The 14,712-nt window shown below is 55.1% G+C and carries 13 protein-coding genes; 3 read left to right on the top strand and 10 right to left on the bottom strand.

What is annotated here, in order from left to right:
- The first annotated feature begins 156 nt into the window (after window positions 1-156).
- From ybfE to fur, 3 genes are all read left to right on the top strand, one after another.
- Window positions 157-444 carry a LexA regulated protein gene (ybfE, locus tag A6U95_RS24810; protein WP_021805298.1) on the top strand — a complete coding sequence of 96 codons (288 nt, stop codon included), beginning with the start codon at window positions 157-159 and terminating at the stop codon, window positions 442-444.
- Between the two features lie 203 nt (window positions 445-647).
- The gene (gene fldA / locus A6U95_RS24805) at window positions 648-1,187 is read left to right on the top strand and encodes a flavodoxin FldA (RefSeq protein WP_024483171.1); all 540 of its coding nucleotides are present in this window, start codon (window positions 648-650) and stop codon (window positions 1,185-1,187) included.
- Window positions 1,188-1,512: 325 nt separating this feature from the next.
- Entirely contained in the window at window positions 1,513-1,959 is a 447-nt protein-coding gene (gene fur / locus A6U95_RS24800; protein WP_021805300.1) for a ferric iron uptake transcriptional regulator, read from the top strand.
- A 182-nt stretch (window positions 1,960-2,141) separates the two neighbouring features.
- On the opposite strand, the gene A6U95_RS24795 is transcribed toward fur, so the two are convergent.
- From A6U95_RS24795 to A6U95_RS24750, 10 genes are all read right to left on the bottom strand, one after another.
- Window positions 2,142-4,805, bottom strand: coding sequence for a beta-N-acetylhexosaminidase (locus tag A6U95_RS24795; RefSeq protein ID WP_065686426.1), 2,664 nt, complete (start codon window positions 4,803-4,805; stop codon window positions 2,142-2,144).
- An 18-nt stretch (window positions 4,806-4,823) separates the two neighbouring features.
- Window positions 4,824-5,150, bottom strand: a complete 327-nt coding sequence (chiQ, locus tag A6U95_RS24790) for a ChiQ/YbfN family lipoprotein (RefSeq protein ID WP_065686425.1) — start codon at window positions 5,148-5,150, stop codon at window positions 4,824-4,826.
- 50 nt (window positions 5,151-5,200) lie between these two features.
- Complete coding sequence (locus A6U95_RS24785; RefSeq protein WP_065686424.1) at window positions 5,201-6,589, bottom strand: OprD family outer membrane porin; 1,389 nt, start codon at window positions 6,587-6,589, stop codon at window positions 5,201-5,203.
- Window positions 6,590-7,154: 565 nt separating this feature from the next.
- On the bottom strand, window positions 7,155-7,889 hold the full coding sequence (gene fabG, locus A6U95_RS24780) for a 3-oxoacyl-ACP reductase FabG (protein WP_065686423.1): 735 nt from the start codon (window positions 7,887-7,889) through the stop codon (window positions 7,155-7,157).
- Window positions 7,890-7,893: 4 nt separating this feature from the next.
- Complete coding sequence (locus A6U95_RS24775; RefSeq protein WP_065686422.1) at window positions 7,894-8,142, bottom strand: acyl carrier protein; 249 nt, start codon at window positions 8,140-8,142, stop codon at window positions 7,894-7,896.
- 14 nt (window positions 8,143-8,156) lie between these two features.
- Complete coding sequence (locus A6U95_RS24770) at window positions 8,157-8,960, bottom strand: MaoC/PaaZ C-terminal domain-containing protein (RefSeq protein ID WP_065686421.1); 804 nt, start codon at window positions 8,958-8,960, stop codon at window positions 8,157-8,159.
- A gap of 2 nt (window positions 8,961-8,962) precedes the next feature.
- Window positions 8,963-10,213 carry a beta-ketoacyl-[acyl-carrier-protein] synthase family protein gene (locus tag A6U95_RS24765; protein ID WP_065686420.1) on the bottom strand — a complete coding sequence of 417 codons (1,251 nt, stop codon included), beginning with the start codon at window positions 10,211-10,213 and terminating at the stop codon, window positions 8,963-8,965.
- Window positions 10,210-11,613: an efflux transporter outer membrane subunit gene (locus A6U95_RS24760; protein ID WP_083196458.1), complete on the bottom strand. Its 1,404-nt coding sequence runs from the start codon at window positions 11,611-11,613 to the stop codon at window positions 10,210-10,212. Before A6U95_RS24760 ends, A6U95_RS24765 begins: the two co-directional genes overlap by 4 nt.
- A complete protein-coding gene (locus tag A6U95_RS24755; RefSeq protein ID WP_065686419.1) occupies window positions 11,610-13,565 on the bottom strand; it encodes an ABC transporter permease in 1,956 nt (651 codons plus the stop codon). Before A6U95_RS24755 ends, A6U95_RS24760 begins: the two co-directional genes overlap by 4 nt.
- The gene (locus A6U95_RS24750) at window positions 13,558-14,637 is read right to left on the bottom strand and encodes an efflux RND transporter periplasmic adaptor subunit (RefSeq protein ID WP_226906676.1); all 1,080 of its coding nucleotides are present in this window, start codon (window positions 14,635-14,637) and stop codon (window positions 13,558-13,560) included. The genes A6U95_RS24755 and A6U95_RS24750 overlap by 8 nt, the downstream gene beginning before the upstream one ends.
- Window positions 14,638-14,712 lie beyond the last annotated feature (75 nt).

The following is a 14,712-nucleotide window of genomic DNA, read 5'->3' as shown; positions in this document are numbered from 1 at the left end:
ATGGCGCGCTATAATTTTGCCGCCCTGTCCAGGTGTGAAGCTGCACTTGGCTGGGGGTGAATTTGGGTTAGGGTTTATTGGCCCGAATTGTGTAAATCGAACCGTCTGGAAGCGTAAACCGCTTTTTGATGCAAACTCCCTTGCAGTAGCGCAACAATGGCAAAAGAACAAACGGATCGCACGACGCTGGATCTGTTCGCAGATGAACGCCGTCCAGGGCGCCCGAAAACCAACCCGCTTTCCCGTGATGAACAGCTTAGAATTAATAAGCGCAATCAGCTACGACGGGACAAAGTGCGTGGATTACGGCGTGTGGAGCTGAAAATCAACGCAGACGCGGTAGATGCTCTCAACAAACTGGCCGACCAGCGCAATATCAGCCGCAGCGAATTGATCGAACAAATGCTGTTGGCCCAACTGGCAGAAGAACAGCCAGAACACTGATCTCTGCTGCCGCACGCGCGGCACGGCGTTAAGGATGACGCCAGATCGGTTCCACCTCCGCAGAGGCATCGCATAAACGCGATAAAACCTCAGGGCAAATTTCTGGCATGATACGCATTTACGGCTGAGCAAGCCTGCCCTTGGCAGCGCCTCAGGCCGCGTTTACGCAACACATTCATTTGAATTAAAAGGTTATCTTTACTATGGCTCATGTAGGCATTTTCTTTGGCAGCGACACTGGCAATACCGAAAACATTGCCAAGATGATCCAAAAGACGCTTCAGCAAAAATTCGGCAACGACGTGGCAGAAATCCACGACATCGCCAAAAGCAGCAAAGAAGATCTGGCAGCGTTTGATATCCTGCTGCTCGGTATCCCAACCTGGTACTACGGCGAAGCCCAGTGCGACTGGGATGATTTCTTCCCGACGCTGGAAGACATCGACTTTAACGGCAAGCTGGTGGCGCTGTTTGGCTGTGGCGATCAGGAAGACTACGCGGAATATTTCTGCGATGCGATGGGCACCATCCGCGACATCATTGAACCACGCGGTGCGGCCATCGTCGGCCACTGGCCAACCAAAGGCTACCATTTTGAAGCCTCCAAGGGTCTGGCAGACGATGATCACTTTGTCGGGCTGGCCATTGACGAAGATCGTCAACCGGAGCTGACCAACGAACGTGTAGACGCCTGGGTCAAGCAAATCACTGAAGAGCTGAGCCTGGCCGAGATCGTCGGCTAATCCTCTGCCCCGGCGGATACGTAACACATGGTGGGGGCGCCGTATAGCGCGCCCTTCTGTTATCGGCATCACGGATTAGAGCAATAGAAGCTACAAGTTTGTAACTTCCTACCTCGCCACGGTAGACTGAGATATCGGTTTATCCCATCCATCAAAGCTTTGCATGATTACCCTGTAAACGTGCAAAGATATGTTTGTTAACAACCGGCGGTTTCTATTTGCGGCAACCGGTTCTATAATGAGACGCAATTAACGCTTTGTGCCAACCGATGCCATAGGCGAGAACGCCTCAACTTGATTAGCATAGTAACAGGACTGAATCCGCATGACTGATAACAACTCCGCATTGAAGAAGGCTGGCTTAAAAGTCACTCTTCCGCGACTCAAAATCCTGGAAGTATTACAGGATCCGGCATGCCATCACGTCAGTGCGGAAGATCTGTACAAAAAACTGATAGATATGGGCGAAGAAATTGGCCTGGCCACGGTATACCGCGTGCTGAACCAGTTTGACGACGCAGGTATTGTGACCCGCCACAATTTTGAAGGTGGCAAGTCGGTTTTCGAACTGACTCAGCAACACCATCACGATCACCTGATTTGCCTGGACTGCGGCAAAGTGATCGAGTTCAGCGACGAATCCATCGAAGTGCGTCAGCGCGATATCGCCAAGCAACACGGTATCAAGCTCACCAACCACAGCCTGTACCTGTACGGCCACTGTGAAACCGGTGACTGCCGCGAGAACGAAACGCTGCACAACAAGAACTGATTCTGGCCCGCCAGAACGTGAAAACCGCCTAAATGGCGGTTTTTTTATGCCCGGATGACAGGCAAAAAAATCCCCGGACAGGCCCGGGGAAAAATATCCACTCAATTATCACAATTGCAGTTTGCTCTCACCTTGCACTATCTCCGCCCCTCTACCGACACGTAGGTGGGCGGAGTTCTCACTTACGCTTTCACTGGCTCGGCACGGCTGAAGCGTTTGCCATCCGGGCTGATTGCACGGATTTGCACGTCACCCGCCACCGCTGGGCGCGCTTTATCGTCATAACGCTGCCACTGTTTGCCGCCGTCGGTGGAATATTCAATTCCCAGACCCGGCAGAGCAATATTCGCCTCCAACTTGCCCCCGATGATACGAGCACCTGGGACCGGCAGGCGATAGCTCACGCCCGCTTTATCCATCTTGGCCAGTTCACGCTGCCCGATCAGGTTGGCAAAGCGCAGCCAGTCCTGATCCAGAGTTTTGGTATCGACCTGATGGGTTTCGCCACCTTTATACTCACGGCCAGCTTTGTAATCCTGCTCCCAGCTGGCACGGTGCCATGCACGTTCTGCAAGCGACACGGCACGTGGGTAAATCATGTATTCCATCTGCTGGTCGGTACGCACCACTTCGCTCCACAGTTGGGCGGAAAGACCATATGCGCCCGGCCACGGTTTGTCGCTCTTGGCGGCGAAGTGGTTACCGTCACGGTCAACCGAGGTTTCGGCGTTCTGCGGCAGGTTGTTAGGCGCAAAGCTGAAGATCTTCTGCTCGTCGCTGAAACGGGTGCCCCAGTAATAACCGTGTTCGTCCGGGCTGACTTCATACGGGAAGTCCATGTAGACGTAGTCCGGGTTAGAGATCACCACGTCATAACCCTTGTTCGCCCAGTCGTTAGCCGAGTCGAAACCACCCCAGTACAGGGTATCCCAGAAGTTCACCGCCACATGCTTGGTCGCGAAGGCCTTCGAGTCTTTGGCATCTTTCAGGCCGTCCTGCCACGCCTGCATTCTGTCAATGCCGTGCGCTTTCACCAACTGGCTGACTTCCAGACCAAAGTAGCTTGGCAAGTGTTCCATATCTTCCACTTTGCCGTCTTTGATGATGGCCTGACAAACCTGCGACTTGGCCCACGGCTTGTCTTCTTTGCTCAGATCGAGGATGCCCTTGCCCGCTTCCGGGTTTTTCACGTCGGTATAGCCAGCGCCCAGACGGATATTCTTCGCTTCGTCCCCACCAAAGTGCCAGGTTTTTAGCGGTTGACCGGCCTCTTTGTGCATCTGGGCCACTTCACCAATCACTTTGTCTACGAAGTTCTTGGAGGAATCCAGGCATGGGTTCAGGTAGCTCTGGCGGTTGAAGTACTGCACCGAGGTGGTATTGGAGGTATCGGTCGGATCCACCAGGCGGAACTCGTTGGCCTCTTTCTCTTTCCCTTCGGCAAGCAGCTTCTTGTAGCGAGCTTCCATGGAGGTAATCGCCGCACGGGCGTGCGCCGGCATGTCGATCTCAGGGATCACTTCAATCTGGCGTGCCTGAGCATATTTAACGATGTCGATATAGTCCTGACGGGAGAAGAAGCCACCGTGCGGTGCCGGGCCAGAGCCATATTGTGGCATCAGGCAGGTGGTCTCGCTCAGGTCATGACAACGCTGGCCGCCCACTTCAGTCAACTCTGGCAGGCCAGGGATCTCAATGCGCCAACCTTCGTCATCCGTCAGGTGGAAGTGGAATTTGTTCAGCTTGTAGGCTGCCATCTGATCCAGCAGGCGCAATACGGCGTCTTTTTGGTGGAAGTTACGCGCCACGTCCAGGAAGATGCCGCGGTATTGGAAGCGCGGTGCATCTTTGGCATCCAGCGTCGCGATCTTCTTGCTGCCATCCGAAGGGATTAGCGACAGGATGGATTGCAGACCATAGAACACCCCAGTCTGATCGAAACCGACGATCTCGGCACCTTTCTCGCCGATCTTCAGTTGGTAGGCACCTGGAACGGCCTGATCGCCTTTGAATGCCGCTGGCTTAATATCCGTCTTGATCGGATAACCGCTCGCCTGGCTCTCAATGCCCAGCAGGGCAAAACGCTCGGCTGCCGCATCTGCCGCTGGTTTGGTCAAGGCGCTCAGTTCCAACGCCACGCCTTTGCTCAGGTCAATATCCTTCGAATGGACTTTAACTTCCATCGGGGTTGGGATGATTTGCCCACGCAGCGATGCCATCGGCAACACTTTCAGATCCTGGTTCTTGGTGAAGCGGCTTTCCGGCACCATCAGAATGTTGTTGTCATCCTTGGTACGCTTCCACTGGTCACCGGTGAACGGGGCAACAAACTGGTGAACATCTTCGGTATCGGTATTTGACAGGATCTTCGGCTGAGCATCGCCGGAAGTGGCATACCAGCGCGGCAGGAAGTCGGTGCGGAACAGTTGCCAGTATTCAGCGATAATCGGGATTTCCACCGCCTGATTGGCCGGGAAGCTGGTGAATTTGTCTGTCGGTTCCAGCTTATACAGATCGCCGGTAATGTGGGTGATTTTGAACTGGTCGTTATCAATCTTCAGCGTCTGGCGCGGGCTGTGGAAATAGATCGCCCAGTCTTTATCTTTGATTTCCTGATTGCCGTTGGTCAAGGTGATCAACACTTTGTGGCAGGACGCCCAGTCGGCCCCTAACTTGGCACAGTCCACGCCGTTCTCGGCAGCACGGTTGTCCAACATTTTCAAATTGACCTGCAACTGGCTGAGTTGATCAACCACCTGCTGGTTGGCCATGGCAGAACCTACGCTGCCCAATAGCCCAACGGTAGCCGTCAGGGCGGCGAGAGCACTCATCTTAAACTTGTTCATCTGCAACCTCTTGCGTAATCAGTTGTTGTTTGCGCGAATTTCTTTCCACAGCTTTCCGCATTTGGCGTCATACGCCTGGCCATTGCCGGTATGGGCGGCCTGGATGCAGCTTTGATAATCCAGCACTCGCACGGTTTCCTGCTCAGCAAACTGTTGGTGCTTTTTCTCTTGCTTCAACACGTTCAGCACCGCCTGGCAGGCCTGTAACTTCTCTGGGGAACCTTCCGCGGTATTGATACAGGCGCTGTAGGCCTGGCGCAGCTTGACATCTTCCGGTGGCGCGGCCGATTGCGAACAGGCGCTAAGCCCGGCAACCGCAGCGATAATCAGCATCAGTTTTTTCATGGTTAAAGTCCTGTGACCTTTCCCCGGCAGCCTGGCCACCGGGGAGCGCATTAGAAGATGGTGAACGGTGCGATAACGATGAATTTGACGTCTTTCTCGTCCTGGAAGATGTTGCCGTAACCGCCACCCCAGCTTGGAATATCGGAATGGTTGTCATACTGCGTGAAGTGCAGTTTGAACAGAGTGCCTTTGGCGCGCCCGTCCTGCATGGTGTACATCGCATCCAGGCTGTAAGCGCTCTCTCTCAGGCGCTGGCTCTGATCGTAAATCGGGTTGGTGCTTGGCTTGGCGTCCCAGGCATAAACGTAGGAAGCACCGACGGCCATGCCTGGCAGGTTCCAGTTGCTCAGGTCATACATCACGCCACCGAACACGGCTTTTTCGCCGTTGGCGTTAAAGTCGGAACGGTTATCCCACCAGATATCGAGGCGGCCATTTGAGGAAGCGTAGGTTGGGGTCATACGCTGCAGGAAGAAGCCTTGGTTACCTTCCGCCTTGACCATGGTACCTTCCAGACGCCAGTTGAACTGACCGGTGGTATAACCGAAGGTCAGCGCCTGCAACCACGCCAGGCCATCATAGATGCTGTTCGGATCGCGATTATCACCGATGCGGTCTTCTGCGCCGTAGAACTGGTAGCTGGTGGTCATTGGGTTGCCGGCCAGATCAAACTTGTAAGACGCCTTGGTGAAATACTGATTCACGTAGCCTTGCGCCTGGCCAAACGCGGCTTCCAGCACCAGATCGTTTTTGAAATCGTATTTGGCACCCAGCGAGTGCAGGTAGGAAACGTCGGTTTTGCGATCGTTCTGACGGAAGTCGTCCATCTCGATGTGCCAAGGCGCTTTGTACTTGTTGGTCCACATGTAGGAGAAACTCAGCGCACCTGAATCGCCATAGTCAAAGTTGGCACCGGCTTCAGCACCCTGGTAGGTACCCGGCATAAAGCTCCAGTGCGGGGCCAGCAACGTTTGCCCGCTTGGCTGGATATAGCCGGCACGCGCCCAGACCGGGCCGTACTTGAACTTACCGGCCGCTTTATACAGGCTGATACCGCTTTTATCGCCGGAGTAATCTTCGTCATAGGTACGGTTACGGCTGGAGAACGCGATTTCGTTCGGGTGGCCACTCTCGCTGGATTCGGCCATCTCGATGGCGGTGAACGCCGCCACATCGATACCAAACATGTCCGCCGCATAGCCGGAGGTGAAATCCAGGTTGGCGTTCCAGGTAGAGTGAGAGAGGTTGGTTTTAAAATCACCGGTTTCAACGTCTTTGCGATCGCGTTGACGTTGCCAGTAATAGACCCCACCGGTCAGCGTAGAATCGTCGATAAACCCTTCGGCTTGCGCTTCTGGGGCCATAACGAATCCGCTTCCTAATAGTGCACCCGCGACAGCGAGCGCCAGCGTTTTACGCTGAGCACCGTGCGTACCCATAAGAAAATTCCTCTTTGACTTTAAAGTGCGCCCGCCTGCGTTCACCACTGCCCTGCACGGTCGCTAATAAAAAACCCTAATCGGGTAAAATTGTGCCGGGTGATAAAATTCACCTCGGCCTTGATACTGTAGCTAGACTATTTTTCGCGACGCGAATTATCAAATGAAAAGTGAGATAGATTTGTCAAAGTATGACAAGGTGCACACATTGATGATAATTCGTTACAATAATGAGCAAGGTCACTATTTATAAATAATTTCGAATAAAATCAGATAATAAAAGCTTAAAAAAGCTAATCCCCTGTAGATTGAAAGGTTTCAGCAAGCGAAAAACGCCGATTTGCTCTAAAAATGAGAGCGCTCTACAAATGATATTAATTCGCATCGCGAATATATAAGTCGAGATGATGAAAAATGATACGCAGTGACAACCAAGTTATTTCTTAGAAAAAAACAAGCGTGATCACCGCTAACTACAGGATGGGTTTTAGGTGTAAGCGCAACCTGTGTGCTCGGGTTTAGGTGCAGAAATTTGTAGGGGACGAACATGTTCGTCCCCAGTGGGTCAGGCAATTAACCCTCCGTCGAGGATCAGGCTCTGTCCTGTCATATAACGGCTGTCATCACCGATCAGAAATACCGCCGCCCTGGCGACTTCGCTGGCCTTGCCCAAACGCCTCAGCGGGATTTGTTTGCGCAGCGCCTTCAGCGCCTCCGGAGGGATCGCGTCTGTCATTTCACTGTGAATGATCCCAGGCAGCAGGCAATTCACCCGGATGTTAAAACGCGCCACCTCCAACGCCAGCGACTTGGCCAGGCCTATCATCGCCGATTTGCTGGCAGCGTAAGCCGTTTGCCCCACATTGCCCTTGATCCCCGTTACCGAAGACATCAGTACGATGGCACCTTCCCCCTGCGCCATCATGGCTGGCAGCAGGTGGCGGTTCCAGTAGAATACGGCATTGAGGTTAGTGTCGATCACCTGCCGCCAGCGCTCGCTCGTTTGTTGGATATGCAAACTGTCTTGGGCGATCCCCGCATTATGGATCACCGCCAAAGGCGCACCGAGTCGGGCCAGCAACTCTGGTGCCGCGAGGTTCACGGCTTGCTCATCACTGCCATCACAAACAACGCTTTCCACCCAGCCAGGCAAACCGGCGCAGGCCTCAATCACCTCGGCTGCGGGCGATTGATCGCTACGACAGGTCAACACCACGTTCCACCGTTTGGCCAACTCTTCCACCAGCGCGCGGCCAATCCCCCGGCTACCGCCGGTCACTAATACCCATTGTCTGGTCATAGGCTTATTTTTGCTGTTCGGCCAGAGATTGGCACAGTTCACCCAGCGTCATATTGGGTTTATCGATAAACATTTCGGCACTCAACGTGGCGCCAAATTCACGCTTGGCCAAAACCATCAGTTCGACATAATCCAGGCTGTCGAGTTTTAACTGATGCAAGGGCATCTCTGGCGAGAGGTCGTCCATCTCGAGATCTTTGGCGTCACAGATCATTTCGCTGACGGTGAGGTAAATTTGTTGGTACTTTTCCATGGTATATCCTTATGTTATTCACTGACCAACGGCCAGGTTTTCAAGGTGACTGCCGTTGTTATCAGCGGCTGCGACAACGTGTTAGCCTGGATCTCCACCCGTAATACCAGGCCGCTGTGTTTATCCCCCATGATCAACATTGGCGAAATCTGGTAGTACAGCCGCTCTGCAAGGTGAAAATGGGGATCGGGGGTAAAAAGTTGGGCACTGAAGTGGGTTTCATGGTGTGTCTGCACCACCGGGATCTGCGCGAACACGTCGATCAGCGTCTCGGCAGCCAATTCGGGAAACGCTGCGCTCAGCGTCGCCAGCGTTGCCGGGGATTGCACCAACAGCTGAAATAACAGCGCATCAAGGAATCCCCAAGTCTGAGTGATATCAGAGACCTCTCCTGGAAACCGGCGGGCCAGTGTCATCACTTCAGCCGCCGTCAGCGAGTGTTCCTTCACGCCAGCACTTGATGGCAAAAGTGGGGACGAAGTCAACGTACTGCTAAAACAGCGTTCTTGCGTGGTACTGTCCAGCAGTGCACCGGTCACCGAGCTTCCCTTGCTGGCAATTTGCAACTGATATGACGTCTGGCACAGCACTGGCTGGCGCAAACGTGCGCGGAAGGTACAGCCATCCTGATCCGGCGCTGTAGCCAACAGGGCTGTGCTCAGGTGGCGTTTCATATCCAGCATCGCACGCATCCCATGCACGCTCAGTTGCGCCACACCGATCTTGCGCGCCTGTTGCAGGTCAAAATGGATCGGATTGTAATCGCCAGAAAATGCTGCCCAGGCTTCGGCATCTTGCACGGTGTAAGTGAGCTCCATACTCATGCCTGCCCGATCACCAAAGCCGCATTGGCTCCGCCAAAACCAAAGCTCAGATTCAGCGTATTTTGTAACGCTGCAGAGCGATGCCCCTCACCGATGTAATCCAGATCGCATTGTGGATCGGCATTCTTCAGGTGGCAGGTCGCGGGCATCATCTGATGTTGCATGGCTTGCAGGCAAATAATGGATTCAAAACTGCCCGCCGCCGCAATAAGATGCCCGGAATAGGATTTGGTGCTGGAAAGCGGTGTGCTAAAAGCGGCTTCACCGAAGGCCAGTTTGATGGCCTGTGTTTCGTTCAGATCGTTGAGCGGCGTCGAGGTGCCATGCGCATTGATGTAGTCGATATCAGCCGCCGCCAATCCCGCCTGATCCAATGCTCGCGCGATAGTCTTGACCCGCGCAAGCTTGTCTTCGGCCGGGGCAGTAAAATCGACGGCATCGGAATAATTACCATAGCCTTTGATCTCGCCAAGGATAGTTGCCCCGCGAGCCAGCGCGGCTTCCCGTTCTTCCAGGCACAAAACGGCCGCCCCTTCTGACAGCACAAAGCCGTTGCGATCCAGGCTGAACGGGCAGCAGGCCTTGCGGATATCTTCCTGCTCGCTCGCCAACGCTCGAAGGATATCGATGTTCCACACTGCGGCATCGGTACGCAGCGACTCCCCGGCCCCGGCAAGCATCATGGAGGCGCGACCACTGCGGATCACCTCAAAAGCATCACCGATGGCGATCGTCCCGGTCGCACAGGCCGCAATCGGGCTGTTTTGATAACCGCGCAGGCCCCAGAACAGGCTGCACGCCGCCGTAGCCGCATTCGGCATCGACAGGAAACAGCCAAACGGTGACCCCAGCCCCGTGCGCAGATAACCTTCATAATTCATATGGGTTTCATCCTGCCCTGCCCAGCCACTGCCCATAATCGTGCCGCACTCCAGCAGATCGTAATAGGCCGCCGGGCTGTCGCCCTGAAACGCCATGCCCATCGCCTCACGGGCCGCGGCCAACACCAGCCGGGCAAAACGCGGCAGGCGACGACGGATCGCCGCAGGAACCCCTTTCAAGCTTGGCTCCTCGTCGATCAACCCCAGAAAACGCGACTGGATCCCCACGCTGGATTTATCGTAATAACGGTAACCTAGCTGATAATCCATGATCGCCGCCCAGCTTTGCGCTGCATTCATTCCCAGCGGCGTCACCGCCCCGTAACCGGTGACCACTACTCGGCGCGGCATTAAACCTTTATTCATGATTTCCCCCTTTCCCTGTCATTTTCTTTTGCCACACCGCCGCCCAGTGCCTGCCAGAGTTTCATGGTGGCATTGAGGTAGCTGTACTGCAGATCCGCCAGATTATTTTCAATGGTCAGCAGGGCATCTTCTGCATCCAGCAGAGTCTGGAAAGAAACGGCTCCCGCCTGGTATTGGCTAGTCGCCAGCGCTAAACGCTGCTGGCCTAGCTGCAGATTCTGCTGCTGGTTTTTCCTTTGCTGCTGATAGCCAAGCCGCTGCGTCATGGCGTTATCCACATCGGACAAGGCACTGTAGACCGTGCGACGAAACACAATCGCCGCTTGCTTGACATCCAGATCCGACTTTTCGATAGTGAGTTGTACGGTGTTCCATTCCACAAACGGTAAGGCAGCGTTAGCGCCCAATGTTCTGGCCGGGTTGCTGAACCACTGCTGGAAAACATTACTGGCAGCCCCGAGTGATGCACTCAACGAAAGCGTCGGATAAAAACTCAGGCGAGCCACATCCGAACCTGCCAACGCCGCGCGCAGCTGGCTTTCCGCCGCTTTCACATCCGGGCGGCGGGCGATAACCTCAACCGGCAGCATCTTGGCTATCGGTACATCCTGGTGGGTGTCCAGAGAAGATCGCTCTACCTGACGATCGGTGGGCGAGCGGTTGAACAGGATGGCCAACGCGTTGCGGGCCTCCTCGCGCTGTTGTTGCAACAGACGCAGCCGGTTTTCACGCTCAATCACCGATTGCTGCGCCTGCAATACATCAAGTTGCCCAGCCGCGCCTGCTGCGAAGCGGGACTGCACCATATCGAGCGTCTGCTTACTGATTTCCAGCCCGGTCTGCTGCTGCGTGATCTGCTGATTGAGGCTGGCGATCTGCCAGTAATAGCGCGCGGTATCACCGATCAATATCAACGCGGTGTTTTGCCGATCCTGCTCCGAGGCCTCAACCTGCCACTGAGCCTGCTCTCTGGCCCGCGCCAGCTTGCCCCACAAATCCAATTCATAGCTCAGATCCAGCGAGGTGCGGTAAGACTCCGTCGGGGTGGTATTGCTGCGCAGATTTTTTTCATTGCTTGCACCGCCGCCAACCGCCACGTCCGGTGTCAGGTTGGTATCCGTTAACCCCGCAGCTAGCCGCGCCTGCTGTAGCTGTAATCCGGCAATCGCCAGATCGTTGTTACTGGTCAGCACCCGACCAATCAGGCTCGACAGTTGCGGATCGTCAAAGCTGTCCCACCAGCGTTGGCCGTGCTGTAAATAACCTGCCCCGCTCTCCTGCTGCCGCCATTCGGAGGGCACAGAAAGCATGGGCTGCTGATAGTCGCTTTTGACTAATGAGCCACATCCCGTGAGCAATAAAGGGAATAACAGTGTCCAGGAAAGTTTACCCATCATCATTCGCGTGCCAGCGCCTCCGTAGGGTGAAGGCGCGCTGCATTACGCGCAGGGAAAAAGCCAAACCCCAGGCCGATCAGCGCCGAGAACCCGCAAGCCAGCACCATAGGTGGCCAGGTAAAGATCATGGAAAACTCCTGCGTTACCCAGGAGAAAATCACCCCGGCCAGCCCGGCACCAATAATGCCAATCAGCCCACCCAGCGAGCAGATCACCATCGCTTCGATCAGGAACTGGCGCATAATATCCGCAGGACGCGCCCCAACCGACAGGCGGATGCCGATCTCATGGGTTCGTTCTGTCACGGATACCAGCATGATATTCATCACGCCAACGCCCCCCACCAGCAGGGAAATTCCGGCGATGGCGGTGATTAGCAGCGTCATGGAGTCCGACGCCTTACGGATGGCCTGCGTCATCTGGTCATTGGTCTGGGTGAAAAAGTCACGCTGGCCATGCGCCTGCTCCAGTAATGCTTCTACACGGCCTTGCACATCACGCAATGAAATACCGTCGTTGACCCGCAAGGTTATCGATTCGATCGGCATATTGCCGGACATTCGTTCCAGCAACGCGGTGTAAGGCATCCACGCCCCAAGCATCATGCCGCTGAACTTGCCACCTTTACGCTCGGCAATACCGATCACCCGGTAAGGCGTACCCGCCAACTGGATGATCTCCCCCTCGGGCAGCTCATCTGGCTCAAACAGCGTGGTACGCAGTTCTGGATCGATGATCACCACCGGTTCACGCTCGTCCAGATCACGCCCGGTAAAGCCGTTGCCGGAGAGGAAATGCAGGCCCTGCACGCGAAAATACGCGTTGCTGATGCCGGAAATCGACACCATGGCCTGCTTGCCTCCACGTACCGCTTTTACCGTATTGCTGACCACCGGCGATACGCTATCGACATAAGGTTGCTCCGCCAGCAGTTCGACATCGGACACCGTGAGCGCCCGCGCAAAATCGGGACGGAGATTATCCCAGCCTAGTCCCGGCCGTATCTCCAGCGTGCTGGTGCCCAGCTGGCTGATTTCATTAAGAATACTTTGCCTAGCCCCTTCCCCGACCGCCATGGATGACACCACCGAAGAGATACCGATGATGATACCCAGCATCGACAAAAAGGCCCGGGCGCGGTGCCCTAACAAGGCACGCCAGGCCATCTTGACGGCCTCTTTCACGCTTTGCCAAAACCTTGTACGGCCAGTAGCCACAGCAACTGGCAGCGCTGGCGGGGTCTCCAACGGCGCGACGGCATAGTTGGCCTGGTCGGAAATAATCTCACCGTCGCTGATTTCAATGATGCGCTGTGCCTGATTGGCGATATCACGATCGTGGGTCACGATAATCAAAGTGTGTCCTGCCTGGTGCAGTGCGTGCAGGATCCCCATTAGCTCCTGGCCACTGGCACGATCGAGCGCTCCCGTCGGTTCATCAGCCAGAATGATTTCCGCCCCGTTCATCAGTGCCCGGGCGATACTGACCCGCTGTTGCTGCCCACCGGAAAGCTGGGCTGGTTTGTAATGGATACGCTGCTGCAACCCAAGCCGGGTCAGTAAATACTCGGCCCGTTGCTGACGCTCAGCCGTCGGCATCGCCGTATACAGAGCCGGAATGGCGACGTTTTCAGCGGCGCTGAGGTACGGCATCAAATGATAGCGCTGGAAAATAAACCCAATGTACTGGCTGCGTAATTGAGCCAACTGTTCGCTACTGGCCTCTGGGGTGGAAATTCCCTTGATGGACATCTCCCCCTGCGTCGGCTTATCCAGGCAGCCAATAATATTCATCAGCGTGGATTTCCCCGATCCGGAAGCGCCAATGATCGCCACCATTTCTCCCCGCTGAATAGTGAGTGAGATAGATTTCAACACCGCCACCGTCTGCAATCCGGACACAAAATGGCGAGATACGCCACTCAGGGCGATTAAAGGCTCACAATGTTCAGCCATGATGATCGCTTCCCGGCACCGAGGAGCTCAGCACCACGCGATCTCCCTCGTTGAGCCCTTCTTTAACTTCGGCAAACTGCCGGTCATTAAGCCCAATACGGACCCAACGTAGCTCAAGCTGCTTGCCATTCATCACCTGCACCTGATAGTGGTCCGCATCCCGCTGTGCTCCAAAGGCGGCAACCGGCACACGCAGGATATTCCTGGCCTGTTCGGTGATGATAAACACCTGGGCAGTCATTGAGGTTCGTAGCAAACGCTGGGCGTTGGCGATCACAAACACGCCGTTGTAATACACCGCAGAGGCTTGTTGGCTGGAGGAAGTCGCAAGGTTGTCGTCCAGCAAGGCCTCCCCAGGCGCATCCTGGATCGAGCCCATCACACTCTCATAGCGCTTTTTCGGATCGGCAACCACGTAAAACCACAGTGGCTGCCCAACGCGAACCTTGAGGATGTCCGTTTCTGAAATGCGGGTATGCACTGACATGGTATCGACATCCGCCAATACCAAAATGGTGGGTACGGTTTGAGAAGAGACAATGGTTTGCCCTTCTTTGGTGACAATCCCCAACACTTCACCATCTATCGGCGCGACAATGCGGGTAAAGCCCAGGTTGGCGCGGGCCGTTTCCAGCTCCATCTGTGCCTGAACGATTTGGGCATCATTCACCTTTAGCTGGGCGACCTGCGTCTGGAGCTGGGCCTGGGCTTTCTGCAACTCACTTTTTATGCCGGAACCTTCGCGATCCATTCTGCGCTGCCGGGTCAGTTCCTGCTGATACTGTTTGAGCATCGCCTGAGTGACCTGTTTCTGCGCCTGAGCGCTTTGTAATGCCGCCTCCGATTTCCGCAGCGCATTCTGCTGCAACGTGGGATCAATTTCTGCCAACAGTTGCCCGCGAGTGACGCGATCCCCCTGTTTCACATACAGCTTTTGCAGTTGTCCGTTGACCTGCGCCCCGACGCTGACTTGCAGCAACGGTTTAAGTACCCCGGTAGCCAGCACCGTTTTCTCAATATCACCGCGGGTAATTTCGACAGTATTGAGGGCACCATCCGATGTTGGCGTCATGGCATACCAGACAACCGCACCGCTCATTGCGGCCAATGCCAGTACAGCCATCAGCACCTTCTTCCCTGTCATGTT

The sequence above is a fragment of the Serratia sp. 14-2641 genome, assembly GCF_001692375.1.
In the GTDB taxonomy this organism is placed as follows: domain Bacteria; phylum Pseudomonadota; class Gammaproteobacteria; order Enterobacterales; family Enterobacteriaceae; genus Chania; species Chania fonticola_C.
This window is presented reverse-complemented; position numbering and strand designations above follow the sequence as displayed.

What these genes read in the sequence shown, in the direction of transcription:
- ybfE (WP_021805298.1), top strand. Translation starts at nt 157, where the DNA reads ATGGCAAAAGAACAAACGGATCGCACGACGCTGGATCTGTTCGCAGAT.
- fldA (WP_024483171.1), top strand. Translation starts at nt 648, where the DNA reads ATGGCTCATGTAGGCATTTTCTTTGGCAGCGACACTGGCAATACCGAA.
- fur (WP_021805300.1), top strand. Translation starts at nt 1,513, where the DNA reads ATGACTGATAACAACTCCGCATTGAAGAAGGCTGGCTTAAAAGTCACT.
- A6U95_RS24795 (WP_065686426.1), bottom strand. Translation starts at nt 4,805, where the DNA reads ATGAACAAGTTTAAGATGAGTGCTCTCGCCGCCCTGACGGCTACCGTT.
- chiQ (WP_065686425.1), bottom strand. Translation starts at nt 5,150, where the DNA reads ATGAAAAAACTGATGCTGATTATCGCTGCGGTTGCCGGGCTTAGCGCC.
- A6U95_RS24785 (WP_065686424.1), bottom strand. Translation starts at nt 6,589, where the DNA reads ATGGGTACGCACGGTGCTCAGCGTAAAACGCTGGCGCTCGCTGTCGCG.
- fabG (WP_065686423.1), bottom strand. Translation starts at nt 7,889, where the DNA reads ATGACCAGACAATGGGTATTAGTGACCGGCGGTAGCCGGGGGATTGGC.
- A6U95_RS24775 (WP_065686422.1), bottom strand. Translation starts at nt 8,142, where the DNA reads ATGGAAAAGTACCAACAAATTTACCTCACCGTCAGCGAAATGATCTGT.
- A6U95_RS24770 (WP_065686421.1), bottom strand. Translation starts at nt 8,960, where the DNA reads ATGGAGCTCACTTACACCGTGCAAGATGCCGAAGCCTGGGCAGCATTT.
- A6U95_RS24765 (WP_065686420.1), bottom strand. Translation starts at nt 10,213, where the DNA reads ATGAATAAAGGTTTAATGCCGCGCCGAGTAGTGGTCACCGGTTACGGG.
- A6U95_RS24760 (WP_083196458.1), bottom strand. Translation starts at nt 11,613, where the DNA reads ATGATGATGGGTAAACTTTCCTGGACACTGTTATTCCCTTTATTGCTC.
- A6U95_RS24755 (WP_065686419.1), bottom strand. Translation starts at nt 13,565, where the DNA reads ATGGCTGAACATTGTGAGCCTTTAATCGCCCTGAGTGGCGTATCTCGC.
- A6U95_RS24750 (WP_226906676.1), bottom strand. Translation starts at nt 14,637, where the DNA reads ATGACGCCAACATCGGATGGTGCCCTCAATACTGTCGAAATTACCCGC.